The organism is Testudinibacter sp. P27/CKL/0425 (assembly GCF_052931395.1).
The window spans coordinates 1707479-1732647 of the sequence record NZ_CM128801.1; the positions used below are offsets into that span (position 1 = coordinate 1707479).

Consider the following 25169-nt stretch of genomic DNA (forward strand, 5'->3'; position numbering starts at 1 on the left):
TATTTTTTAAGCGCCACCTTGATAAGGTATGATATTCTAGTGCGGATGATGGATTTGGCTTTGTAAAATAAGGGTTTTTCTTTGGGTACTCGAGCATCCAGCCAATGTTACCAACCTCGCTGGTAATGATATTCTGCTCGGTAATGCAATTGTTGGCTTTCCCATGATAGTCCAAGTTTCCAATTCGGACTCAGACGCCGCCGTAGTTAATGAGTCCAACACTGCCTTGATACAGGGTTTTCTGCCGATAGAAAAAATGTTGTTCGCCGAGACAAATTTTTCTAACAGTTCGGTTGCTAATGTTTTATCGGTCATTTTTTAATCCTTATTTTGGTTGTTTAAATTTTGATTTTTATTTATACAGTCTTTCAAACTGTCATACGCGATTCTGCAAATTTCGATTTGCCCCTGTGCCGCCACAAGTGCGGTCACTAAATCCTGATTGTGTTTAATTGTCGGCCTTGTCTGCTGGCACGTCGGCACGATCGGACATCCTTAATGCACAATCGGGCAGTTAACCCATGTTTTACGTCACACGTTCGCCAGTCATTTTATGATGAACGGGGGGAATTTGAGCGTACTTAAAAACATCCTCGGACATTCCACTATTGAAACTACAACGCGCTACGCACATTTTGTCCCAACGCACCTCGAAAGTGCAGTCACACTCAACCCGCTATCAAAAATAAGGGATTAATTTCCCCCGCATCCCTTGTTATTTCCGCCCCACCCAGTGACTGTTACCGAAAACTATGAACAACTATAATCATCATTTAACAATGCAATGTTTTGATTTACTTTAACTTATTGATTTTTTAAATGGTTAAATTGGGATTTTAAATCCCTCGACCTTCAGGCTGCGACGGTTCAAGCCCGCCTTCGGGCACCATTTAAAAATCAATTAATTCAATAAGATAGTCGCTTAATGCGGTTTTTTATGCCTGAAATTTATCGCTACCGGCTTACCTTGATTCCATATCGTTCGCCCTCTCCGTTTACGGAAGGACTGCCGAAGGCTGGGAGGAATTTAGGATGCTGGGCGTAGCAACTGTCTTTCACCCCTTAATTTAAAACGGCATTGGCTGTAGATAAATAGCGTGTGGCGTCCCATTTTTCATTGTGTTTAACCAATGCATTGATAATAGTTAATAACTTACGCATACACGCCACCAGTGCCACTTTCTTGGCTTTGCCTTTTGCAACCAGTCGGTCGTAAAAGGCTTTAATTGCCGGTTCGTGCCGTGCGGCAGAAAGTGCCGCCATGTACAACGCATTGCGCACAATCGCCCGTCCACCTTGGCAAAAGGATTTACCTTTCCACTCGCCGCTTTCACGCAAGTGCGGTATGACGCCGACCAGTGAGCTAATCTGCTTTGTTTGTCAGTTTGCCTAATTCGGGTAAATTCGCCATCAGTACTGTCGTGCTGACTTTCCCCATGCCCTTAATGTCGGGAAACAGCTTTGTTTTATCATCGAAATGTTTGCTTTGGTCATCAATCTGACGGTCTAGCTCATCAATTAATGCGGTAAGCATATTGATATGTTGCTGAATACCGGCAAGTTGTGTTTCATCGCTTTGTTGTAAACGATTGAGTTCAGCAACCCTCATATCGACCAGCTGCCGACGGCGCACCACAAGCGCTTCAAGATGCTCTTCGGCTTTGCTCAGCGGGGTGTAAAGCAATACTCGGCTTCGCCTTTAATATCCAAATTTTGACCATAATAAGCTAAATTTAGCGCATCTTTCGCATCGGTTTTTGCTACATTTTGCGAACGAGCATAACTGGCTGCCTTATGCGGATTAGCTATCAACACCCGAAAACCGGCTCGAGCCAGTGCTTTGGCAGCAGGCTGTTCTAAATTTCCTGTCGCCTCTAGCGTAATCAATGCAATATTGAAACGGCTAAGGTACTCAATCAGATGAGCGATACCTTTGGTATTATTCGTTTCAGTCTTTGTTTTTTTCTGATTAGTCAGACCAACCCTAATGTCCGTTTAGCAACATCAATGCCACAATAAATCGGCTGAGAAATGTTCATCGGTAACCTGCCTTGTATTCGAGTTTAATACGTCAATCAACAGCTCGGTTTTTTTGATGAACGCTATTCACGCCCACGCTACGCAACGAGTTTTATCTCTAGGGGCGGACGGGCTGTGAATAACGTGGTACTTCTTTTTTCTATGTTAGTCTATAATAAAATTCCAACCCAATTGCAATATTTTCACGCGATTCAATAAATCACTTATTGTTTTTAGTTATATAGCGTATAATCTCACCTGTAAATTTAATCATATCATTGGTCGTATAGAGAGAAGTTAATGAGTCAGTTTTTTTACGTTCACCCGGATAATCCGCAAGTGCGGTTGATTAAACAGGCAGTTGAGATTTTACGCAGTGGTGGGGTGATTGTTTACCCGACGGATTCGGGCTATGCCTTGGGCTGCATGATTGGTGAAAAACACGCGATGGATCGGATTGTCGAGATTCGACAATTGTCGGAACAGCACAATTTCACCTTAGTTTGCAGCGATTTGTCGGAGCTTTCCAACTACTCGAATGTCAGCAATGTGGCGTATCGGTTGATTAAAAATAATACGCCGGGACACTATACTTTCATTTTAACCGCGACCAAAGAAGTGCCGCGACGCTTGATGACATCGAAACGCAAAACCATTGGGATTCGCGTGCCGGATAACAAAATTGCGTTGAATTTATTGTCTGAATTGGGCGAACCGATGTTATCCTGCTCGCTAATTTTGCCGGGCGAGGAAGAAACACAATACGATCCGGAAATGATTCGCGATCAGCTAGGAAAACAGGTCGATTTAATCATTAACGGCGGCTATTTAGGGCAAAAACCAACAACGGTGGTGGATCTGACAGATGAAACGCCACAGGTGATTCGGGTCGGTAACGGCTCGGTGACACCGTTTGAATAAATAACAGAATATTGACACCCGTGAGGGTGACAGAGAGGAATAGATGAAACAAAACAAACTCACACAAGCACGCAGCCGTTCCGGCAGTGCCAACAAGCCTGCGACGCGTAGCAACACACGCACTTCCGCATCCAATCAAAGCCAGGCGCGCAAGCCGAGCAACCGCACTTTGAAACCAAAAAGCGAACTGAAAGCCAACCCGGAAAGCCAAACGGCGAAACCAGCCGTGAAAAGTGCGGTCAAAAGCAAAGTTGCCGGCGAAAAGTTGCAAAAGATTTTAGCGCGCGCCGGGCAAGGCTCACGCCGTGAAATTGAAACGATTATTGCGGAAAATCGGGTGAGTGTGAACGGGCAGATTGCCACACTCGGCGATCGCGTTGAACTGCGTACCGATACCAAAATTCGGATTGATGGCAATCTGATCAATCTCACCGCGGTGCAAAAACAAGTTTGCCGCATGCTGATGTATTACAAACCGGAAGGCGAACTTTGCACCCGCCACGATCCGGAAGGGCGCGCCACGGTGTTTGATCGCTTGCCACGTTTAAACGGTTCGCGCTGGATTGCGGTCGGACGTTTGGATATTAACACTTCCGGTTTAATGCTGTTCACCACCGACGGCGAACTGGCAAACCGCTTAATGCACCCGAGCCGCGAAATTGAACGCGAATATTCAGTGCGCGTGTTCGGCGAAGTGGATGAGGCGATGCTGTTCCGCTTGCGCAAAGGCGTGCAACTGGAAGACGGCCCGGCAAAATTCAAATCGATTAAAAGCGGCGGCGGACAAGGGATTAACCAATGGTTTGATGTGACTTTAACCGAAGGGCGCAACCGCGAAGTGCGTCGTTTGTGGGAATCGCAGGGGATTCAGGTCAGCCGCTTGATCCGCATTCGCTATGGCAATATCAGTTTATCAAAACAGCTGCCGCGCGGCGGTTGGCAGGAAATGGCATTAACCGAAGTGAATTATCTGCGTGATTTGGTCGGCTTGGCGCCGGAAACGGAAAGCAAAATCGAACAGCATACGCAGCGCCGCCGTATGAAAACCGCTAAAATCCGCAAAGCGGTTAAACGTTTTTCCAATACCAGCGGCAGCAGCCGTCGCCAACGTAACGAGCGATAAGCCCGTCAGCTACAGGAATTTGTCAGATGAAGATTCAACAATTACGTTATATTGTCGAAATTGCCAACCAAAATTTGAACATCACCGACGCGGCGGAGGCGTTGTACACCTCACAGCCGGGCATCAGCAAGCAAGTGCGGTTATTGGAACAAGAGCTGGGTTTGGAAATTTTTGAGCGCAACGGTAAGCATATTAAAAGCATCACCAGTGAAGGGCGCAAAATTATTGCGATTGCTCGTGAATTATTAGCCAAAACCCAAAGCATCAAAGCGATTGCTGATGAGTTCACTCGCCCCGATCACGGCGTATTACGGATTGCCACCACCAATACGCAGGCGCGTTATGTGCTGCCGAAAGTGGTGGAACGCTTTTTGGCACGCTATCCGGATGTCAGTTTGCAAATTCATCAAGGCTCGCCGACCCAAATTTACGATGCGCTGCTTTCCGGCGAAGTGGATTTAGCGATTACCACCGAAGCGCAATATCTGTTTGAAGGCGTGGTGTTGCTGCCGTGCTACAACTGGAATCGTTCGGTGATTGTCAAGCGCAATCATCCGTTGGCAACTTGTAAAAATCTGACGATTGAAGAATTGGGCAAATATCCATTGGTGACATACACCTTCGGTTTCACCGGCGCGTCCGACTTGTCGCAAGCGTTTAACAGCAGCGGCATTTTGCCGAATATCGTGTTCACCGCCACCGACGCGGACGTGATTAAAACCTACGTTCGGCTTGGATTGGGCGTGGGGATTATGGCGTCAATGGCACACACGCAGGAAGACAGCGATCTGGTTGCGATTGACGGTTCGCATTTGTTTAAACCGAGCAGCACACAAATCGCGTTTAAACGCGGTTCATTCTTGCGTCATTATATGTATGATTTTATTAACTATTTCTCCAAACATTTAACCCGTCCAATGGTTGAACAGGCGGAAAAACTGCCGAACAACAGTGCGATTCAAAAATTATTCAGTGATATTGAATTGGAAATGCGGTAATTTGAGGGAAGTGCGGTTTTTTGAAGCCTCCCTCTGTCCTTCGGGCATATCCCTCCGCGCGCGGAGGGAGAAAATTGTATTTTCGCCCCATATATGAGTGCAGGGATACTTACAGATCAAAATAAGCCAAAGTATTGGCTTGCACTTCAATTCGCACCGTACGCAGTAGATAGTCAATCGGCAGCTGTTCTTTGTACATAAAACGTTTGCAAACCGAAACAAATTGGGCATCCAGATGTTGGGTGTAGATCGCGCAATCGTTATGATAGGAATTCACGCCCGCCATTGCGCGCCCAAGCAACTTGCCGTACACATGAATATTGCCGTCTGCCGCGACTTCCGCACCTTGCGCGACATCGCCGTGGATAATGAGATCACAATTTTTGGCATAGATTGTTTGCCCGGCTTCGACCGAGTGCGGTACGATTTTCGGTTTAACATAGCGAAACTGCGGCATGATCTCATCTAAATTGGTGCTTTTGCCGAGTGCTGGCAGGTTGTAGCTTAAAATCAGCTCTTTTTCCAGATTATTCTGCCAGTTACTGATCCCGATCAGATTAATCCCGAATTCGGTTAATAACTGCTGCAGTTTCAGCAGATCGATTTTTTGTAGAAATTCATTAAATTGCAGAACCACCGGCACATTTTGGAAAAACAGCGGTGACTTTTTCACCTTGCTGGTCAACGATTTTTTAATGGCGATCAGGCTGGAGCTGTTAATCGTGATCAAAATAGACGAGAATTGTCCGGTGTGTAATTCGATAGTATCTTTTGCCATCTGCGATTTGTCATTTACTGTTAATTTAATGTTCTGATAATAGTATAAAATCTTGAATAGTGATAGCACTATATTTTGAATATTAGCACTGAAATTTTGCTATTTATTCCGCACAAGAATAGTTTTTTAGTAGAGTGAGAAATCCGGCATTGAAAGTGCGGTTTTGGCTTGATTGTAATGCATATCTGCATTACACTTTTGTTCAACGAAATAGGAGGTAGCAATGGCGACAGTAAATATTCGTTTAGACGATCAACTCAAGCAGGATGCGTATGCCGCATTACAAAAATTAGATATAACCCCGACGGAAGCGGTGCGGCTGTTATTTCAGTATGTAGCACAAAACGACAAATTTCCGATTCAAACGGTGATGGTGAACGATGAAGATTTAGCTTTGCTTGATACCGTGCGTCATCGTTTAAAAAATCCTGAACAGGGTATTCAGGTGAGCTTAGATGAGCTATAAGTTAGTTTTTAAAAGAGTGGCGTAAACTAGGAGAAACTATTAAGACGCAGTTCAAAAAGAAGCTGGCGGAGGTGCTTGCGAACCCCAAAATTGAGGCAAACCGTTTACGCGACTTTCCAAACTGCTACAAAATTAAATTGCGCAACGCGGGCTATCGCTTGGTATATCAGGTGCAAGATGAAAAAGTGACGGTTTTTGTGATTGCAATTGGAAAGCGAGAAGCTGAGGCGTCTTATAAAGCAGCTAAACAGCGCTTAAGTTAATATATTGAAAAGCTCGGTAATTGCCGGGCTTTTTGCTGTGCCAGCTACGGATAGTAGCGTAAGACAGGATTAAAAACGGACAGAGATCATCTTATGAGAAAAATTGCGGATTAGTTTGGAATATTAATACGCTAAAACATTGAAAATGTGGCGTAATAGTATAAATTTCGTATAATGTCTCATCAAAAATCACAAAACCGGCTGAATTTATCAGGAGAAGCGGCAAGCAATGCTATGTGCAATTTATAAAAGTCGTCGCCATGAAGGAATGTATTTATATGTGGCGAAGCGGGACGATTTTTCTGCGGTGCCGGCGGCGTTGTTGCAACGTTTCGGGCAGGCGGAGTTGTTGATGTTGTTTAATCTGAACGGCGAGAAACCACTGGCATTGGCGGACAATCAAAGCGTGTTAAGCCAGATTCAAACACAAGGTTTTTACCTGCAAATGCCACAGCAGGAAGAGAATTTATTGGATATTTTTAAATTACAAAACGGGAAAGCAAATGATTAAACAAACACTAGTGGTCGCGGGCTTGGCGCTGATGTTGGGCGCGTGCAGCTCAAGCAGTAATTATAACGGGCAGCCTTACGGCAAGGCGCGCACGCCGAATAATTTTCAGGATTATGTACGTTATTTAGAGCAAAGAGCGGTCAGTGAAGGTGTGAGCTCGCGCACTATTGCGCAAAAAGGGCAGAACGTTAATTATATTGCAAAAGCGGTGGAATTAGATAACAGCCAAGCGGAGCGTGCGCAGCGCAATCGCAATCAACCGGCAGCACCAAATCCGAACGGCGTGACGAATTACCTCAATCGGGTGCTGACCGAGCAAAAAGTGAATATTGCCGCCAAACGTTATTGGGAACAAGCACCGGCGCTGAACCAAAGCAGTCGAAAATATGGCGTGCCGAATCATTACATTATGGCGTTGTGGGGCATGGAAAGCAGTTTCGGCTATTATCAAGGCAATTATGACGTATTATCGGTATTGGCAACGCTAGCCTTTGACGGGCGACGTGAGACGTTATTCAGCCAAGAATACATCAATGCGCTGAAAATTTTGCAGCAGAATGTGATTAGCCGGGAACGAATGAAAGGTTCTTGGGCGGGTGCGATGGGGCAGTCACAGTTTATGCCGACTTCGTTTTTGCGCTATGCGGTGGATGCTGACGGTGACGGGAATAAAGATATTTGGAAAAACCAATATGATGTATTCGGTTCGATTGCCAATTATCTTTCCACTGTCGGTTGGAATAAAAATCTGCCGTGGGGGATTGAAGTCGTATTGGACGAACCGATGTCGCTCGATCTATCCGGAGTGGAAAACAGCAAAAAACGTGCGTTATCCACTTGGCAAGCAATGGGCGTGCGGTTGAAAAGCTATAATACCGCCGAGCTACAGCGCTGGCAGCAGCTGTCAGGCGCAGATTTATGGCTGGTTCGCCCGAATAAAAAAGTGGGGCGTGCCTTTTTGGTCACCAATAATTACCGCACTTTGTTAAATTGGAACAACTCCAATTACTTTGCACTCAGTATCGGAATGTTTGCGGATAGAATTTCTCAGCGAGTAGGGCAATAAAAACTTAATTCTTTTGGAGTAATGTGTTAAAACTAGAAAAAGTCGGACGAAGGAGAGCAATATGTATCAACATAGAGATATTAAAGGCAGCACTTTGGATTTACCGGTAAATAAAGTCATTTGTGTCGGGCGTAATTATGTCGGGCATATCAAAGAGATGAATAATCCGGTTATCCAAGAACCGTTACTCTTTCTCAAACCCAATACCGCACTTTGCTCATTGTACAAGCCCATTTTGATTCCGAAAAAATGGGGGCGGGTGGATCACGAATTGGAAATTGCGGTGTTAATCGGATCCAATTTGAGTGATGCCTCACCGGGACAAGTGAAAAATGCAGTGGTCGGTTTTGCTGTCGCGTTAGATTTGACCTTGCGTGATATGCAGCAGGAATGCAAAGAAAAAGGCTGGCCGTGGGCAAAAGCCAAAGGCTTTGATAACTCCTGCCCGACTTCGAATTTTATTCCGGTCGCGCAATTTTCGGATTGGGATAAAATCCGCTTTAGCTTGAGCGTTAACGGCGAAGTGCGGCAAAAAGGCAAGTCCTCGCAAATGATGCACTCAATCCCACAGCTCATCAGCTATGCCAGCCGTTTTTTTACGCTACAAAAAGGCGACATTGTGCTGACCGGCACACCACAGGGCGTCGGCGAACTGAAAGAGGGTGATCGTTTGGAGTTAATGCTGGAAGATTATCAGGTGAATACGGTGGTGATCTAGCGATTCTTGCGCTAACTCATTAAAATTCAATTTCTAAATCGCTTTCCACTTTACAACAGCATAATAGAATCTCATCCGGCTGCAAAAACGCCAAAGGCAACTCAGGGTAGCTGACCTTGCCTTGGCACAGCTTCACTCGACAAGAACCGCAATAGCCCGAGCGGCATTGATATTCGTGGAAAATACCGTGCTTTTCCAAGGTTTCCAGCAGTGAAGTGCGATTGTCGTGTTCGACAATCCGTTGTTGGTTGGGCAAGCTGATGCGATGAATTTTCATATCAAGTTTTATAAAAAAATAGGGCAGATGTATCCGCCCCATGTTTTCCGTTCGTTGATGAATTACAGATTGAAATCACCGAAGTCGTCAGCGTCGATTTTTGAGTCGATTTGTCCGACCAGATAGGAGCTGACTTCCACTTCTTGCGGTGCAACTTGAACATTATCCGACACCAGCCACGCATTGATCCACGGAATCGGATTCGAGCGAGCTTGGAACGGCAGCGGTAAGCCGACCGCCTGCATACGAATGTTGGTGATGTATTCAACATATTGGCACAGAATGTCTTTGTTCAAGCCGATCATTGAACCGTCTTTGAACAGGTAATCCGCCCACTCTTTTTCTTGTTCAGCCGCAGCAACAAACAGATCGTAAGCCTCTTGCTTGCATTCCTCGACAATTTCGCCCATTTCCGGATCGTCCTGTCCTGATGCCATGATGTTCAGAATATGCTGGGTGCCGGTTAAATGTAACGCTTCATCACGGGCGATAAATTTGATGATTTTGGCGTTGCCTTCCATTAAATTACGCTCGGCAAAGGCGAACGAACAGGCAAACGACACATAAAAACGGATCGCTTCCAGTGCATTCACGCTCATTAAGCACAGATACAGCTGTTTTTTCAGGCTGCGCAAGCTGACGGTGCACTCTTTACCGTCTACGGTGTATGTGCCTTCGCCGTAAAGGGTATACAGCTGGGTATCACGAATGAAATCATCGTAGTAAATCGAGATGTCTTTGGCGCGTTTGATGATTTCCTCATTCGTGACGATGTCGTCAAACACCACCGACGGATCATTCACGATATTGCGGATAATATGCGTGTATGAACGCGAGTGAATGGTTTCCGAGAATGTCCAAGTTTCGATCCAGGTTTCCAACTCCGGCAGCGACACCACCGGCAGTAGCGCCACATTCGGGCTGCGACCTTGAATCGAATCCAGCAAGGTTTGATATTTCAAATTGCTGATGAAAATGTGTTTTTCATGCTCCGGCAACGCTTGGTAGTCGATGCGATCTTGCGACACGTCGATCTCTTCCGGACGCCAGAAAAACGACAGTTGTTTTTCAATCAGTTTTTCAAAAGTTTCATATTTTTGCTGATCGTAACGTGCCACGTTCACGTTTTGACCAAAGAACATCGGTTCTTTTAATTGGTCATTTTTGTTTTGGGAAAAGGTGGTATAAGCCATGTTTAACCTCAAATAATGTAATTAGATTTTGCACGCACCGCCGGCACAGCCGTCGTCGATGTCTTCCTGATTGTCATCGGCACCGTCGCGGGTGTTTTGATAATACAGGGTTTTTAAACCGTATTTGTATGCCGTCAGCAAATCGCCCAACAAACGTTTCATCGGCACTTTTCCGTCTTCAAAGCGTTTCGGATCGTAGTTAGTGTTGGCGGAAATCGCTTGGTCAACGAATTTCTGCATAATCCCGACTAACTGTAGATAACCGTCGTTGCTTGGAATATCCCACAATAGCTCATAATTTTCGCTTAAATTTTCATAATCCGGCACAACCTGACGCAAAATCCCGTCTTTCGAGGCTTTGATGCTGACATGACCGCGCGGCGGTTCAATGCCGTTGGTCGCATTGGAAATTTGCGACGAGGTTTCCGACGGCATCAGTGCGGTCAGGGTTGAGTTGCGCAAGCCGGATTCTTTGATCTCTTGGCGCAAAGTTTCCCAGTCGTAATGCAACGGCTCTTTGGTCAGGTTGTCAATTTCTTTCTTATAGGTGTCAATCGGCAAAATGCCTTGCGCATAAGTGGTTTCGTTGAAGTAATTACACGGCCCCAGCTCTTTCGCCAATTTGTTTGAGGCTTTCAATAAATAGTATTGAATCGCTTCGAAAGTGCGGTGAGTTAAATCATTCGCACTGCCGTCAGAGTAGCGCACGCCGTTTTTCGCCAGATAATACGCATAGTTGATCACGCCGATGCCCAACGAACGACGCCCCATTGAGCCGATTTCTGCCGCTTTAATCGGGTAGTCTTGGTAATCCAGCAACGCGTCTAACGCACGCACCGCCAATTCAGCCAGATCTTCCAATTCGTCCAAATCGTCGATTTTACCTAAATTAAACGCAGACAGGGTACAAAGTGCAATTTCGCCGTTTTCATCATGAAAGTGATCTAACGGTTTGGTTGGTAGTGCAATTTCCAAACACAGGTTGGATTGGCGCACCGGTGCAACCGCCGGATCGAACGGCGAATGGGTGTTACAGTGATCGACGTTTTGAATGTAAATCCGTCCGGTTGAGGCGCGTTCTTGCATCAGCAGCGAGAACAGCTCACTGGCTTTCACTGTGCGTTTGCGAATAGATTCGTCCGCTTCGTATTTCTCATACAATGCGTCGAAACGATCTTGATCGGCGAAAAACGATTCATACAATCCCGGCACGTCAGACGGGCTGAACAGGGTGATGTTGCCGCCTTTAATCAAACGCTGATACATCAGTTTGTTCAATTGCACGCCGTAGTCCATGTGGCGGACGCGGTTGTCTTCCACACCACGGTTATTTTTCAGTACTAACAGGCTTTCAACTTCCAAATGCCAGAACGGATAATACACCGTTGCCGCACCACCGCGCACGCCGCCTTGCGAGCAGGATTTCACTGCGGTTTGGAAGTGTTTATAAAACGGAATACAGCCGGTGTGGAACGCCTCGCCGCCACGAATCGGGCTGCCGAGCGCACGAATCGCACCGGCGTTAATGCCGATGCCGGCACGTTGTGAAACGTATTTCACAATTGCGGCTGCGGTGGCATTAATCGAATCCAAGCTGTCACCGCACTCGATCAACACACAAGAGCTGAATTGACGGGTAGGGGTGCGTACGCCGGACATAATCGGGGTCGGCAATGAAATTTTGAAAGTCGAAGTGGCATCATAGAAACGGCGGATAAAATCCAAACGGGTTTCTTGCGGATATTGGCTGAACAAACAGGCGGCAACCAACAGATATAAGAACTGCGCCGATTCATAAATTTCACCGGTTACGCGGTTTTGCACCAAATATTTGCCTTCCAGCTGCTTCATCGCGGCATACGAGAAATTCATGTCGCGCCAATGGTCGAGGAAGCCGTCCATTTCGTCCCACTCTTCGCGGCTGTAGTCGGTCAGCAGGGCTTCGTCATATTTGCCCATGCGCACCAATTTTTTCACATGATCATATAAACGCGGCGGATCAAAATGCCCGTAGGCTTTTTTACGCAAATGGAACACCGCCAAGCGAGCGGCTAAATATTGATAATCAGGTGAATCTTTGGTGATTAAGTCGGCCGCGGCTTTAATAATGGTTTCGTGAATGTCGGAAGTGCGGATCCCTTCGTAGAATTGAATATGCGAACGCAACTCCACTTGTGAAACCGATACGTTTTCCAGCCCTTCGGCAGCCCATGTAATAACGCGGTGAATTTTATCTAAATCAATCGGTTCCAAACGTCCGTCACGCTTAGTCACCATCAATGCTTTATTCATTTGATTACCTGTTTATCATCAATTTTGTTATGTAATGAGAGATGTTTATTTGAGCACTATATGTGGTGTGTCATAAAAAACGAACTACAAGATAATGTGCTTGCGCGGAAATATCAAGTATAAAATTTGCATTAAAAAAGCTAAATAAAGATTGACAGCGCAGAAGTCAAGCCAGCATTGGGCTGAGCGGATCGGGCAAATTGAGAGAAAAACCGGGATTGTTAAAATTGTGAGAAACCGCACAAAAATAATCCAAGTGCGGTTCGATAATTGCACAACCGCACTTGCCGATAAACTACTCTAAAATGAGTAGCGGATCGCCGATTTTGATGATGCCGCTGTTTAACGGCACTAAATTCGTGCCGAACACCGGCTGCCCGTCGGCATCGGAAAAATGCTTTTTCAAGGTGCGAAACGGCTCCATTTTTGGTTGTAATTCGGCGGTGTGAGGATTGCGGGTGGTCAAAATGCAGCGAATGCAGGGCTTGGCGTTGATAAACCGCACTTCGCCGATTTGAATGGTTTTCCATTGGTTTTCACTAAACGCCGGAGCGTTGTCGATCACCAAATTGGCGCGAAATTGTGCCATTTCGATGTCAACCGGGCATTGCTGCTGCACCGCCGCCAGCGAAGCCTGATTGGTTAACAGCAGCGGATAGCCGTCGGCAAACGACAGCGCTTGTTCGGGATAGCGTTTGATGCGCCGTTGCGAAGCAAAGCCGGTCCAGCGCAGTTGCACGGCGGTTTGCAGCTTTTCGCTAAACCAAGCGTTAATTGCCTCAGGTGCCAGTAAAGAGTCAAAATGATTGCCCCAAACTTCGCAATTCTGCGCTTGTTGAAAATCCTGATAACGCACTTCAACCGCACTTCCGCCTTGATGTCGCACCCACAAGCCTTGCGCCGTCGGCAGGGCGGTGAACGCAAACAGTCCGCCGTGTTTGCGGGCGGTGATAAAAGTGCCGTCCGGCTCGGTAAGCATAAAAGTGCGGTCAAATTCCAACCCGGAAGGCTGCACCAACGCGTTTGATACGCGAGTCGCTTGGGTTGATTTAATCGGATACAGGTTGATTTCGGTAACAGTCGTCTGCATGGTATTGTCCTAAATAATGCTTTCCTAAATGAGAGAAGTTAAACTTGATACTTGGTTTTATCGCCAATATCAAAATGTAACGGCATCAGCCATTTTTTAATGCTTAATATCAGCAACAGCAAAGCGGCGATTGCCGATAAAATTTGTGTTAGTACGCTTGCCTGTGCCGCAATAGCAAACCAAAGTGCGGCTAAAAACAGCGGTTGCAGGTTTAAGCCGAACACCCGAAAGCAGAAATACTCTTTAAAGCACAGCCCGCCCAAGGTGAAAAATGCTGCGCCCAATCCCAATAACGGCAGATCTAATACAAAACAGATCGCCGCCACCCAAGTAGCGAATTGCAATAGCAAGCGGATATGTTTCAGGTAAATATGCAATGAGGACGCACACAACACCGCCGCCAGCAACACACCTTTCATCGCCCATTGCGGCTGATAAGGCAGCAACGCCACCGCCGGCACTGCCAACACAAAACCGCTGCGATATAAAATCACGGTTAAATAATCCCAAAAATCCATTGGAGAACGAATATGCGGATCAGCCATATCAACCTCATAACCAGTAAAAGGAATTTTATTCTAGGAAATTATCGCGATAAGACAAGTGATTTCTTTGGTTGACGTTATGATTAACCGGAGTGAGCGGATTTTAAATAAAACAAATCCCGAATCAGTCGGGATTTGTTTTTAAGATCAGCGCTTAAACCGCACTTTACGGAATCAATAAATAGAAATTATTATTACCGCGTGCGATATTCAGTGCGACAGCAGAAGGTTTGTTATCGAGGATTTTGCGCAGTTCGCCGATATTGGCAACCGGTTGGCGGTTGACACCAACGATGATATCGCCGCTTTGCAGTCCAAGCTGCTCCGCAGGTGATTTTTCTGCAACTTTCAAGATCTCAACACCTTTGCTTCCGTCTTTGTCATAATTGCCCAAATCGGCGCCGGTTAAGCCCGGAATCAAGCTGTTGGCGCTGGTTTGCGCTTGCTCGTCAGATTGTAACACCACATCGGCTTTGGCGGTTTTGCCTTCGCGCAGGTAGGTTAAATTAACGGTTTTGCCCGCGCCGGTGGTTGCAATTTTAGCACGCAATTCGGCAAAGCTGTTGATTTGCTGCCCGTTGATTTCGGTGATCACATCGCCCGCTTTCAACCCGGCTTTGTCGGCGGCGGATTTCGGCAACACTTCGCTGACAAAGGCACCGCGTTGAGAATCAATGCCGAAGGCTTTTGCCAGATCCGCACTTAATTCACCGCCTTTAATGCCTAAAATGCCGCGACGCACTTCGCCGAATTCAACGATTTGATGCACTAAGCTGTTCGCCATATTGCTCGGAATGGCAAAGGCAATCCCGACATTGCCGCCGCTCGGCGCGATAATCGCGGTGTTGATGCCGATTAATTCGCCGCGCAGATTCACCAATGCGCCGCCGGAGTTGCCACGATTGACCGCCGCATCGGTTTGAATATAGTTTTCATAGCTGCCGCCGTCCATGCCGGTGGAGCGCCCTAATGCGGAAACGATGCCGGAAGTCACGGTTTGCCCTAAGCCGAACGGGTTGCCAATGGCGACGGTGTAATCGCCGACGCGCAATTTATCGGAATCCGCCAGTTTAATCGCGCTCAGGTTTTTCGGTTCTTCAATTTGCAGCAGCGCCACGTCGGATTGGCTGTCGGCGCCTAATAATTTGGCTTTCACTTCGCGTCCGTCGTTCAGCGACAGCGTAATTTTGTCCGCCTTGTCGATCACATGGTTGTTGGTCAACACATAGCCTTTTTCGGCATCAATAATTACGCCGGAGCCTAAGCCCTGAAACTCGCGCGGAGCGCTATTGCCGAATTCACGTCCGAAGAAAAAGCGGAACTCCTCCGGGATCAGTGAATCTTGCTGTTGTTGCGTGCCGGAAACATTCACCGTCACCACGCTTGGCAACACTTTTTCCAGCATTGGCGCCAAACTTGGCATCTGGTTGAAATAGCTTGGCGCTTGTAATAGGGTTTCCGCCAGATTGCCGGCAGGGGTGCTTTCCGTTTGTGCCGTCGCCGGCAGGCTAAATAAACTCAGTCCGAGAACTGCGGCGGATAAAATCAATTTCGTTTTTTTCATATCAATAAATCTCGCAAAGAAAAATTTCTTGTGAAAAATGGGGGTGAGATCTGCACCACCACACTTTAAATGTTAAGCCTAACGTGTACATCAGACAGATATTTTGCGCAAATGTTCCGTTGAATGTAGCAAATAGATGGTGTCATTTGCTTATTATTCAAGCAATTCTTTTAAATTTTTCTTCATCAAGTGCATCTGGCTGGCATACAACTCTTTATTTTCCGCTTCGTCGATCATGTACATAATGGTTTCCGATAGCGTCATCTGCATTTTGCGCGAATGTTTGGAAAGGCGCGACCAAACGGCGTATTCCAAATCAATCGATTTTTTCTTGGTCGAGCGTTTTTCGGCATTAAAAAAGCGTTTGCGGCGCGCACGAATCGCTTGATCGAGTTTCACCACCAGCGTTTGCCCTAAATGTTGCTTGATCCAATTTTCGATTAAATCGGGATAATTTTGCAATTGCAGCAGCTCGTTCTCTTTTTCGTCTTGCAGGCTTTTTTCCTGATAGCGGGTGATGTTTTCGCTATTGCGGATTTTTTTCACTAAATACAGCCACTTCCAGTTGGCTTCCTGATTTTCTAATTTTTGATATTTCATTGCGATTCGCCTCCGCTGAACGTTACATTGTCACGTTTGCAGTGTACGCTTTTTTTCAAGCAATGTGAATCACTAGCGTATATAATGTTCATCAATAAAAGAAAAAACAGAATAATAAGAGAGCAGAATGTGAAATTAAACAGCCTGACGTGGCAGCAATTGACGCCACAATTGGATTTGAACGGCTTTGAGCAGCAGCCGATAACACCGATTGCATTGCAGGAAAAAGCCCGCACCGCACTTGAGATGTTTTTAGGCGCGGAAAGCGGCTCGGTGTTGGTATTGAAAGCCGATGAACACGCGGAATATGCGCAAATGCTGGAAAGCTATTTATACAGCCGCCTGCCGCAAAACCTGCCGCTTGGTGGGGTGGATTATCAAATCGAGCAGGCGGACTCTTTTTCATTTCCATCGATTGAAGTGCGGTCGGCAACGCACTCTGATGCGGAATTTGCCGCCAAAAGTGCGGTGGAATATGCGCTGTTTTACGACGCAGTGCGGTTATTCGGGCAAGTATTGCAACACCCGAGTTCAAATGATCTGAAACTACAGCCCGGCTTGGTGCACCAAGTGTATAACGGTGTGCTGATCTTGGCGGTGAGTCCGTTATTGCAACAGCCGACATTGTGGATGCGTTTAAAACAAATTTTACTCAGCGGCTATTTTGAATGGCAGTCGCCGAATCCGAACAAACCGTTAAATTGCATGATTCCGGGTTACCGTTTGCCGTTAAAACTGATTTTGTTGGGCGATCGTGAAACTTTGGCGGATTTTTCGCTGTTAGAACCGAATTTGTATGATTTCGCCCAATATGCCGAGATTGAAAATTATTTTTTAACCGACAGCGCTCAGCAGCAGCAACTGTGGGTCAACAATCTATTGCACTATGCGGAACAACTTGGTTTACCAGCATTAAATCCGGCGGCAGTTACCGCACTTTACCAACAGGCGGTGCGTGAAAGTGAAGACGGCTTGCGACAAACGGTGAATCCGTTGCAATTGAAAAAATGGCTCGGCGGCATTGCGCAAAGTGCGGTTGCAGGCGGGCGCGCGGTGATTGATGAGCAAGATGTGAACGCCTATTTCGACAGCTTGCGTTATCAACAAGGCAGTTTGCAGGAGTACAGTTATAACGATATTTTGCGCGAACAAATTTATATCAGCACAGACGGAAAACAAGTTGGTGAAATTAACGGGCTGTCAGTGGTGGAATATGCCGGTACGCCGGTGATGTACGGCGAGCCGAGCCGGATCACCTGCACCGTGCAATTCGGCGACGGCGAAATCACCGATGTTGAGCGCAAAAGCGAATTGGCGGGCAATATTCATGGCAAAGGCACGATGTTGGCGCAATACTGTTTAAGTAATCTATTGGATCTGCCGGCACAATTGCCGTTTGCCGCGTCGATTGCATTTGAGCAGTCTTATGCCGATATTGACGGCGACAGCGCATCGTTGGCGCAATTTTGTGTGCTGGTCAGCGCATTGGCAAATGTCGAGCTGGATCAGGGCATTGCGGTGACCGGCTCTATCGATCAAGGCGGCTTGGTGCATTCGGTTGGCGGTGTGAATGTGAAAATTGAAGGATTTTATGCGATTTGCGATGCCAGAGGGTTGACCGGCAAGCAAGGGGTGATCATTCCGGCGGTGTGCGTGGAGAATCTCAGTTTGCAAGCCGAGGTGGTCGATGCGGTGAAAAACGGACGTTTTCATATCTGGGCGGTAGAGAATGTGGAACAGGCGCTGTTTTTATTAAGCGGCAAACAGTTGTTCTCAGAAAAAGCCGATGATGAGTCCCAATCGAATTTGGCAGATATGATTTCAAGGCGGATTGAAAACAAGGTGGAAACGCTAGTGGCGCATCCGCTCAGTAAATTACTGGGCTGGCTAAAAGCGATCAAACGATAGCAGCAGGAAAAATTTCAGCTTACAACTGTTAGCTATTTTATTCTTTGGCGAACTTTGTTAGAATCTTTCCGATTTTAAATTAAGCAATCGGCAATTAAGCCATGGAGATAAATAAAACATGAGTACAGTTCCTAATAAAAAATCCTCTTACACCTATGAAGATCTGTTGGCATCGGGGCGCGGCGAGCTGTTTGGCCCGACTGGTCCGCAACTGCCGGCACCGACTATGCTGATGATGGATCGGGTGAATTTGATGACCGAAGACGGCGGTAATTTCGACAAAGGCTATATCGAAGCCGAATTAGATATTCATCCGGAACTGCCATTCTTCGCCTGCCATTTTATCGGCGATCCGGTGATGCCGGGCTGTTTGGGGCTGGATGCGATGTGGCAGCTGGTCGGCTTTTTCCTCGGCTGGATTGGCGGCGAGGGCAAAGGACGTGCGTTGGGTGTGGGCGAAGTGAAATTCACCGGACAAATTTTGCCGACGGCGAAAAAAGTCACCTATCGTTTGCACATGAAACGGGTTATCAACCGTAAATTGGTGATGGGCGTGGCAGACGGCGAAGTGGAAGTGGACGGCCGTGTGATTTACACCGCTACTGATCTGAAAGTCGGCTTGTTCCAAGACACCGCGGCGTTTTAATTTTCCGCCCCGACTCTTGGATGATTTGAACCGCACTTTGCGCTGAATATTGCGCAAAGTGCGGTTTTTCTTTCTTTATCCGTCGGTAATTCTTATAATTTGATTCGCTATTGTTTTCAAGGGGGAGCATGATGATGTCAAAAACAGGCTATTTAGTGGTGGCAACCGCGTTATTGGGCTTGAGCGCTTGCAGCAGCAAGCCGCCAATGCAAACCGGTTCGATTTATCCTAATCCGCACTTAACACCACCGACCAGCCCCGTGCCTCGCCGCCGGAACAAGAAGTGCGCAATGCCAGTGATAACCGGGCGAAAATAGATTATAACGAGCGCCAGGCGATTTCGATTCGTCCTGCGGTGGCGGTCGGTTATGGTTACCATCGCGGTTGGCGTTCGCACCGCGGGCATTATATCGGCGCCGGTTATTCGCCGTATTATTGGTAACAAAGCGGAATAAGCAGGTGATTTTTGGCGGCTGATGTATTATCATTGAGCGAATTGAAAATAATCACTATTTTTATGACTATTCAAGCGCGTTTTAACCGATTTTTTAACTTTACTCGCTCTCTGGAGGCTTTTGAACAGCCGACGGGGCTTTTGAGTATGCTAAAAAATCAGCATGAAACTCACTAAAGCCTCCGACCACGGAGGCTTTTTTGTGCGCTATTTATTTATGGGATCACATCTCTACAGGAGAGAGGAATGCAACAGCTACAACAAATCACCACTCAAGCCTTGCAGGCGATTGAACAAGCGCAAGACGTCGCAGCGCTTGAAGCGGTGCGGGTGGAATATTTCGGCAAAAAAGGGCATTTTACCGGGTTAATGCAAGGATTGCGTGATGTACCGGCAGATCAGCGTCCGGCAGTCGGACAGCAGATTAATGACGCCAAACAACAGGCGCAGACCGCACTTAATGCCCGTAAAAATGAATTGGAAAGTGCTAAGTTGAACGAACAACTGGCAAAAGAGACGATTGATGTCAGCTTGCCGGGGCGCAAAGTGGAAAACGGCGGTTTGCATCCGGTGACGATCACCATTAATCGCGTCACCCAATTTTTCTCTGAATTAGGCTTCAGTGTGGCAACCGGTCCGGAAATCGAAACCGATTATTATAACTTTGATGCGTTGAATATTCCGGCACACCACCCGGCGCGCGCTGATCACGATACCTTCTGGTTTGACGTGAACCGTCTGTTGCGCACCCAAACTTCAGGCGTACAAATCCGCACCATGGAAAAACAACAGCCACCGATTCGCATTATGGCGCCGGGCAGAGTGTATCGTAACGATTACGACCAAACCCATACGCCGATGTTCCACCAAATTGAACTGTTGTTTGTTGATAAAAAAGCCAACTTCACCGAATTGAAAGGCTTGTTACATGATTTCCTGCGCAATTTCTTTGAAGAAGATTTGCAAGTGCGGTTCCGTCCGTCATATTTCCCGTTTACCGAGCCGTCTGCCGAAGTGGACGTGATGGGCAAAAACGGCAAATGGTTAGAAGTGTTGGGCTGCGGCATGGTGCATCCGAATGTGCTGCGTAATGTCGGCATTGACTCGAACGAATATTCCGGCTTTGCGGTCGGCATGGGGGTTGAACGCTTGACTATGTTGCGTTACAACGTCACGGATTTGCGTTCGTTCTTTGAGAATGACCTGCGCTTTTTGAAACAATTTAAAAAATTATAAGACGGTGGAGAAAGAGAATGAAATTTAATGAATCATGGCTGCGTGAATGGGTTAATCCGGCAATCACCACCGAACAATTAGCCGAACAAATTACAATGTTGGGCTTAGAAGTTGACGGCATTGAAGGCGTTGCCGGGCAGTTTGACGGCGTGGTCGTGGGCGAAGTAGTCGAGTGCGCTCAGCATCCGAATGCCGATAAATTGCGAGTGACTAAAGTTAATGTCGGCGCAGAACAGTTGTTGGATATTGTTTGCGGCGCACCAAACTGCCGTCAAGGGCTGAAAGTGGCTTGTGCCACGGTCGGCGCAACCTTGCCGGGTGATTTCAAAATTAAAAAAGCCAAATTGCGCGGCGAGCCGTCGGAAGGAATGTTGTGTTCGTTCAGCGAATTAGGTATTCCGGTGGAAGCAGACGGAATTATCGAATTGCCGGCAGACGCACCGATTGGCACTGATATTCGTGAATATTTAAGCTTAAACGACAACATCATTGAAATCAGCTTAACCCCAAACCGTGCCGACTGTTTGAGCATTCGCGGTGTGGCGCGCGAAGTGGGCGTGGTGAATCAAGCCGATGTGGTCGAGCCGCAAATTGCAGCCGTGCCGGTCAGTATTGATGACAAAGTCGAGATTGCCTTGCAAGCGCCGGAAGCCTGCCCGCGTTATTTATTGCGTGTGGTGAAAGGCGTGAATGTTCAGGCAACGTCGCCATTATGGCTGCAAGAAAAACTGCGCCGCTGCGGCATTCGTTCGATTGATCCGATTGTCGATGTCACCAACTACATTCTGCTGGAATTAGGGCAGCCGATGCATGCCTTTGACGCGGCAAAAGTGGCGCAACCGGTTGAAGTGCGCATGGCGAAACCGGATGAGGAATTGGTGTTACTCGACGGCAGCACCGCAAAACTGAAAGACAATACCTTACTGATTGCCGATCAAAACGGTCCGTTAGCGATGGCAGGGATTTTTGGCGGCGAAAAGAGCGGTGTCAACAGTGAAACTAACGACGTGATTTTAGAAGCGGCATTTTTTGCACCGCTGGCGATTGCCGGACGGGCGCGCCAATACGGTTTGCACACCGATGCTTCACACCGCTTCGAACGCGGGGTGGATTTTGAGTTACAACGTCACGCAATGGAGCGTGCAACCGCACTTTTAATTGAAATTTGCGGCGGACAAGCCGGTGAAATCTGCGAAGTAGCCAGCGAACCGCACTTACCGAAACTTCAAACGGTCAGCCTGCGTCGCAGCAAATTAGATGCACTTTTAGGGCACCATATTGCCGATGATACGGTCACCGATATTTTACAACGCTTGGGCTTTGCGGTGCGCTTTGCTGATGACGTGTGGACGGTCACTGCAACCAGCTGGCGTTTCGACATTGAGATCGAAGAAGATTTAATCGAAGAAGTGGCGCGGATTTACGGCTATAACAGCATTCCGAACTGTGCGCCGCTGGCACATTTGACCATGCGTCAACATCAAGAAGCCGACGTCGAACTGGCACGAATTAAAACCGCATTGGTTGATCGCGATTATCAAGAAGCGATTACCTATAGTTTTGTTGATCCGAAAATCCAGAGCTTATTACACCCTGAACAGCAAGCGCTGATTCTGCCGAACCCGATTTCGGTGGAAATGTCGGCAATGCGTGTTTCGTTGCTGCCTGGTTTATTGGGCGCATTGATTTATAACGAAAACCGTCAACAAACGCGTATTCGTCTGTTTGAAACCGGGCTGAGATTCCTGCCGGACGCACAAGCAGAAGCCGGCGTGCGCCAAGAATTTGTGCTAAGTGCGGTGATCAGCGGCAACCGAAAATCCGAAAGTTGGACTGAAAAAAGCGAAGTTGTTGACTTTTTTGATCTAAAAGGTGATCTGGAAGGGGTTTTAGGGCTAACAAGTGCTGGAAATAAAGTTGATTTTGTTGCAAAATCATATACAGCATTACATCCGGGACAATCTGCTGCAATCATGCTGGACGGGCAAGAAGTTGGCTTCATCGGCACGATTCATCCGCAAATTGCACAGAAGTTGGGATTAAACGGAAAAACGGTTGTATTTGAAATACTGTGGAGCGCGATTGCAACACGTCCTGCGGTACAAGCGAAGGCCATTTCCCGCTTCCCGGCAAATCGTCGTGATATTGCGGTGGTTGTAGCAAACGAGATTGCGGCTGCGGATATAATTGGAACCTGTCGTGAGGTTGCAGGCGAGATGCTGACTCAGGTGAACTTGTTCGATGTTTATCAAGGAAACGGAGTCGCAGAAGGTTGTAAGAGCTTAGCGATCAGTTTAACACTTCAGGATAATCAGAAAACGCTTGAAGAAGAAGATATTACTACGGTGGTATCAAATGTGGTATCTGAATTAAAGCAGCGTTTCAATGCTTACTTGAGAGATTAGGATATGACTTTAACGAAAGTAGAAATTGCAGACAGTCTCATTCAGAAGTTTGATCTGACTAAGCGTGAAGCAAAAGATTTAGTCGAAAGTTTTTTTGAAGAAATTCGAGTTGCTTTAGAGGGCGGCGAGGACGTTAAATTATCCGGTTTCGGCAATTTCCAACTGCGTGATAAGAAATCTCGCCCCGGACGCAATCCAAAAACCGGCGAAAGTGTTGCGGTCTCTGCACGCCGTGTGGTGGTATTTAAGCCGGGGCAAAAATTGCGTGCGCGCGTCGGACAAAACGTGAAAAAATAGCAGGCTGGTTGTTTTTGATGAAACGGAATAAGTTGCTCGGCATTACGCCGACAATTGTGGTGGTTTGTGGTCTGGCGGTGTTGGTGCTGTCGGGCTGTTCGTCATCGCCTTCGTCAAGCTACCGCAGTCGGTTGCCTGATCCTATCTACACCATGGCGCAGCTGAGCGAACAGCAGCAGCAGTGGGATCGCACTCCCTATATTCTGGGGGGCAACAGTCGCAGAGGAGTAGATTGTTCCGGTTTCGTGATGCGGACGTTTGCCGATCGCTTTGATATTCCATTGCCGAGAACCACCTCGGCGCAGGCAAAACAAGGCGTTTATATCGAACGTTCGAATGTGCAGACCGGCGATTTGGTGTTCTTTAAAACCGGACGCGGACCAAACGGCTATCATGTCGGAATTTATGTGAAAGACGATCTGTTTTTACACGCATCGACTAAAGGGGGCGTGATTTATTCTTCGCTAAATTCCCCTTATTGGAAAAAAGCCTATTGGCAGGCGCGCCGTGTATAGTTCGACTGCGAATGAATCGTAACATTATTTTATTAATTAAGTCTGGAGGTGATGAATGAGTGATTTTGGTTATGCAATGTTGACGGTGGTTTTCTCATTGGCAATGATTGTGTTATTAGCTTCATTAATTTTTTAATGACTGCTCGGAATATAAAAACGCCATATTTCAACTAAACACTGAAATATGGCGTTTTCTTTTGCGCGTTTCTGCAAATTAGGCATAGTAGACAAAAATGTGGCTGAAATCTCGCTTAATCCCTTATAGAATAAGGCGTTAAGTGAGATTTTTTAAAATGACCAAAAAATTGCTATTTCTGTGGTTCAGAACACATTAAAAAACACGGTAAAAATTCAGGCAAGCAACGCTATAAATGCTTGGATTGTTTACGGACATATTCTCACACAAATTACCTTCAATCCGCCCAAATCTGGCACGATTACACCGTCGGAAAACAGACGTATAAGCAGCTTGCGTTAACCTATGATTGTTCGGTCAGGACTATCCAAAGGCACCTGAAAAAAGCCCCTAAAACGCCACTCAGCACACCGCAAACCACAATGTTGAATCTTATTATGGATGTCACTTTTTTCGGGCCACAATTCGGCGTATTAGTCATAATGGATTCCCGCTCAAAAAAGGTGATTTACCACCAAATCGTTCGTACCGAAAAGGACATTTACTATACCAAAGCCATCAATCGATTGCGTAAAAAAGGATTTATTATTCAATCTATTACTTGCGATGGGCGACGGGGCTTATTGAAAGATATATTTAATACGCCAACCCAAATGTGCCAATTTCACCTTGTTGCAATGGTGATTCGCAAGCTGACGAGAAACCCTAAATCCGTTGCCGGAAAGGAACTGAAAACAATGGTTAAAACACTCAAGCAGAGTCACAAAAATGACTTTTATGTCCGTTTGCATCACTGGTTTTTGCAGCATAAAGCTTACTTAGAAGAACGGTCTGATATACCCGATAATCAGGGTAAATTTCCTTATAAACATCGCAAATTGAGAGGGGCTTATGCCAGTATTAAACGCTATATGGATTACTTGTTTGTCTTTGAAAAATACCCGGAGTTACGGATAGAAAAAACGACAAATCGGCTGGAAGGGCTGTTTAAGGATTTAAAGCAGAAATTATCCGTTCATAATGGACTAAACCGAAGGAATAAGATTATGTTTATACAGGATTTTTTGAATAAAAAGAGCTAGAAAAACTAGCGCTTTAAGAGGAGTAGCCACAAAAATGTCTAATAGAAGCTTAGATCTCAAAATCAG

Annotated in this window: 24 protein-coding genes and 4 pseudogenes; 18 read left to right on the forward strand and 10 right to left on the reverse strand. The window is 46.6% G+C overall.

What is annotated here, in order from left to right; genetic code table 11:
• Positions 1–36 precede the first annotated feature (36 nt).
• Entirely contained in the window at positions 37–315 is a 279-nt protein-coding gene (locus ACUHGC_RS08525; protein WP_446832915.1) for a hypothetical protein, read from the reverse strand.
• 193 nt (positions 316–508) lie between these two features.
• Between ACUHGC_RS08525 and ACUHGC_RS08530 the strand changes: the two are divergent.
• A pseudogene (locus tag ACUHGC_RS08530) lies at positions 509–697 on the forward strand (tyrosine-type recombinase/integrase); the annotation flags it as partial.
• Between the two features lie 365 nt (positions 698–1062).
• Here ACUHGC_RS08530 and ACUHGC_RS08535 read toward each other — a convergent pair.
• Positions 1063–2039, reverse strand: a pseudogene (locus ACUHGC_RS08535) (IS110 family transposase).
• Positions 2040–2319: 280 nt separating this feature from the next.
• Here ACUHGC_RS08535 and ACUHGC_RS08540 point away from each other — a divergent pair.
• Genes ACUHGC_RS08540 through cysB form a run of 3 tightly spaced genes read left to right on the forward strand, consistent with a single transcriptional unit; the run spans position 2320 to position 5061 of the window.
• Positions 2320–2940, forward strand: a complete 621-nt coding sequence (locus ACUHGC_RS08540; protein ID WP_446832916.1) for an L-threonylcarbamoyladenylate synthase — start codon at positions 2320–2322, stop codon at positions 2938–2940.
• A 43-nt stretch (positions 2941–2983) separates the two neighbouring features.
• Positions 2984–4063, forward strand: a complete 1080-nt coding sequence (gene rluB, locus ACUHGC_RS08545; RefSeq protein WP_446832917.1) for a 23S rRNA pseudouridine(2605) synthase RluB — start codon at positions 2984–2986, stop codon at positions 4061–4063.
• A 26-nt stretch (positions 4064–4089) separates the two neighbouring features.
• A complete protein-coding gene (cysB, locus tag ACUHGC_RS08550; RefSeq protein ID WP_446832918.1) occupies positions 4090–5061 on the forward strand; it encodes an HTH-type transcriptional regulator CysB in 972 nt (323 codons plus the stop codon).
• A gap of 109 nt (positions 5062–5170) precedes the next feature.
• On the opposite strand, the gene minC is transcribed toward cysB, so the two are convergent.
• Complete coding sequence (gene minC / locus ACUHGC_RS08555; RefSeq protein WP_446832919.1) at positions 5171–5839, reverse strand: septum site-determining protein MinC; 669 nt, start codon at positions 5837–5839, stop codon at positions 5171–5173.
• A gap of 223 nt (positions 5840–6062) precedes the next feature.
• Between minC and ACUHGC_RS08560 the strand changes: the two genes are divergently transcribed.
• The 5 genes and pseudogenes from ACUHGC_RS08560 to ACUHGC_RS08580 all read left to right on the forward strand — a co-directional run bounded on the left by ACUHGC_RS08560 (position 6063) and on the right by ACUHGC_RS08580 (position 8863).
• Positions 6063–6305 carry a type II toxin-antitoxin system RelB/DinJ family antitoxin gene (locus ACUHGC_RS08560; protein ID WP_446832920.1) on the forward strand — a complete coding sequence of 81 codons (243 nt, stop codon included), beginning with the start codon at positions 6063–6065 and terminating at the stop codon, positions 6303–6305.
• Between the two features lie 8 nt (positions 6306–6313).
• Positions 6314–6568: pseudogene (locus ACUHGC_RS08565) on the forward strand (type II toxin-antitoxin system RelE family toxin); the annotation flags it as partial.
• Positions 6569–6797: 229 nt separating this feature from the next.
• On the forward strand, positions 6798–7079 hold the full coding sequence (locus ACUHGC_RS08570; RefSeq protein WP_446832921.1) for a YcgL domain-containing protein: 282 nt from the start codon (positions 6798–6800) through the stop codon (positions 7077–7079).
• Complete coding sequence (locus ACUHGC_RS08575; protein ID WP_446832922.1) at positions 7072–8145, forward strand: lytic murein transglycosylase; 1074 nt, start codon at positions 7072–7074, stop codon at positions 8143–8145. Before ACUHGC_RS08570 ends, ACUHGC_RS08575 begins: the two co-directional genes overlap by 8 nt.
• A 61-nt stretch (positions 8146–8206) precedes the next feature.
• Complete coding sequence (locus ACUHGC_RS08580) at positions 8207–8863, forward strand: fumarylacetoacetate hydrolase family protein (protein WP_446832923.1); 657 nt, start codon at positions 8207–8209, stop codon at positions 8861–8863.
• A 19-nt stretch (positions 8864–8882) separates the two neighbouring features.
• Here the strand turns inward: ACUHGC_RS08580 and yfaE are convergent, their stop codons facing one another.
• The 7 genes from yfaE to matP all read right to left on the reverse strand — a co-directional run bounded on the left by yfaE (position 8883) and on the right by matP (position 16424).
• Positions 8883–9140, reverse strand: a complete 258-nt coding sequence (gene yfaE, locus ACUHGC_RS08585; RefSeq protein ID WP_446832924.1) for a class I ribonucleotide reductase maintenance protein YfaE — start codon at positions 9138–9140, stop codon at positions 8883–8885.
• A gap of 62 nt (positions 9141–9202) precedes the next feature.
• Positions 9203–10333 (reverse strand): class Ia ribonucleoside-diphosphate reductase subunit beta, encoded by a 1131-nt coding sequence (nrdB, locus tag ACUHGC_RS08590; protein WP_446832925.1) that lies wholly within the window; start codon positions 10331–10333, stop codon positions 9203–9205.
• 21 nt (positions 10334–10354) lie between these two features.
• A complete protein-coding gene (gene nrdA, locus ACUHGC_RS08595) occupies positions 10355–12625 on the reverse strand; it encodes a class 1a ribonucleoside-diphosphate reductase subunit alpha (RefSeq protein ID WP_446832926.1) in 2271 nt (756 codons plus the stop codon).
• 295 nt (positions 12626–12920) lie between these two features.
• Entirely contained in the window at positions 12921–13715 is a 795-nt protein-coding gene (locus tag ACUHGC_RS08600) for an MOSC domain-containing protein (RefSeq protein ID WP_446832927.1), read from the reverse strand.
• Positions 13716–13753: 38 nt separating this feature from the next.
• Complete coding sequence (locus ACUHGC_RS08605) at positions 13754–14260, reverse strand: DUF2301 domain-containing membrane protein (protein ID WP_446832928.1); 507 nt, start codon at positions 14258–14260, stop codon at positions 13754–13756.
• 166 nt (positions 14261–14426) lie between these two features.
• Complete coding sequence (locus ACUHGC_RS08610) at positions 14427–15824, reverse strand: Do family serine endopeptidase (protein ID WP_446832929.1); 1398 nt, start codon at positions 15822–15824, stop codon at positions 14427–14429.
• Positions 15825–15977: 153 nt separating this feature from the next.
• Positions 15978–16424, reverse strand: coding sequence for a macrodomain Ter protein MatP (gene matP, locus ACUHGC_RS08615; RefSeq protein WP_446832930.1), 447 nt, complete (start codon positions 16422–16424; stop codon positions 15978–15980).
• Positions 16425–16508: 84 nt separating this feature from the next.
• On the opposite strand from matP, the gene ACUHGC_RS08620 reads away from it, so the two are divergent.
• The 9 genes and pseudogenes from ACUHGC_RS08620 to ACUHGC_RS08660 form a co-directional block, all read left to right on the forward strand.
• Positions 16509–18332: an AAA family ATPase gene (locus tag ACUHGC_RS08620; RefSeq protein WP_446832931.1), complete on the forward strand. Its 1824-nt coding sequence runs from the start codon at positions 16509–16511 to the stop codon at positions 18330–18332.
• Positions 18333–18450: 118 nt separating this feature from the next.
• A complete protein-coding gene (gene fabA, locus ACUHGC_RS08625) occupies positions 18451–18978 on the forward strand; it encodes a bifunctional 3-hydroxydecanoyl-ACP dehydratase/trans-2-decenoyl-ACP isomerase (protein ID WP_446832932.1) in 528 nt (175 codons plus the stop codon).
• Between the two features lie 128 nt (positions 18979–19106).
• Positions 19107–19295, forward strand: a complete 189-nt coding sequence (locus ACUHGC_RS08630; protein ID WP_446832933.1) for a hypothetical protein — start codon at positions 19107–19109, stop codon at positions 19293–19295.
• Entirely contained in the window at positions 19262–19420 is a 159-nt protein-coding gene (locus tag ACUHGC_RS08635; protein ID WP_446832934.1) for a hypothetical protein, read from the forward strand. The genes ACUHGC_RS08630 and ACUHGC_RS08635 overlap by 34 nt, the downstream gene beginning before the upstream one ends.
• Positions 19421–19678: 258 nt before the next feature.
• Positions 19679–20668 (forward strand): phenylalanine--tRNA ligase subunit alpha, encoded by a 990-nt coding sequence (gene pheS / locus ACUHGC_RS08640; protein ID WP_446832935.1) that lies wholly within the window; start codon positions 19679–19681, stop codon positions 20666–20668.
• Positions 20669–20685: 17 nt separating this feature from the next.
• Positions 20686–23073, forward strand: coding sequence for a phenylalanine--tRNA ligase subunit beta (gene pheT / locus ACUHGC_RS08645; RefSeq protein ID WP_446832936.1), 2388 nt, complete (start codon positions 20686–20688; stop codon positions 23071–23073).
• Between the two features lie 3 nt (positions 23074–23076).
• Positions 23077–23370, forward strand: coding sequence for an integration host factor subunit alpha (locus ACUHGC_RS08650; RefSeq protein WP_446832937.1), 294 nt, complete (start codon positions 23077–23079; stop codon positions 23368–23370).
• A gap of 17 nt (positions 23371–23387) precedes the next feature.
• A complete protein-coding gene (locus ACUHGC_RS08655; protein WP_446832938.1) occupies positions 23388–23885 on the forward strand; it encodes an NlpC/P60 family protein in 498 nt (165 codons plus the stop codon).
• 315 nt (positions 23886–24200) lie between these two features.
• Positions 24201–25103, forward strand: a pseudogene (locus tag ACUHGC_RS08660) (IS256 family transposase, variant Zn-binding type); the annotation flags it as partial.
• Positions 25104–25169: the final 66 nt, after the last annotated feature.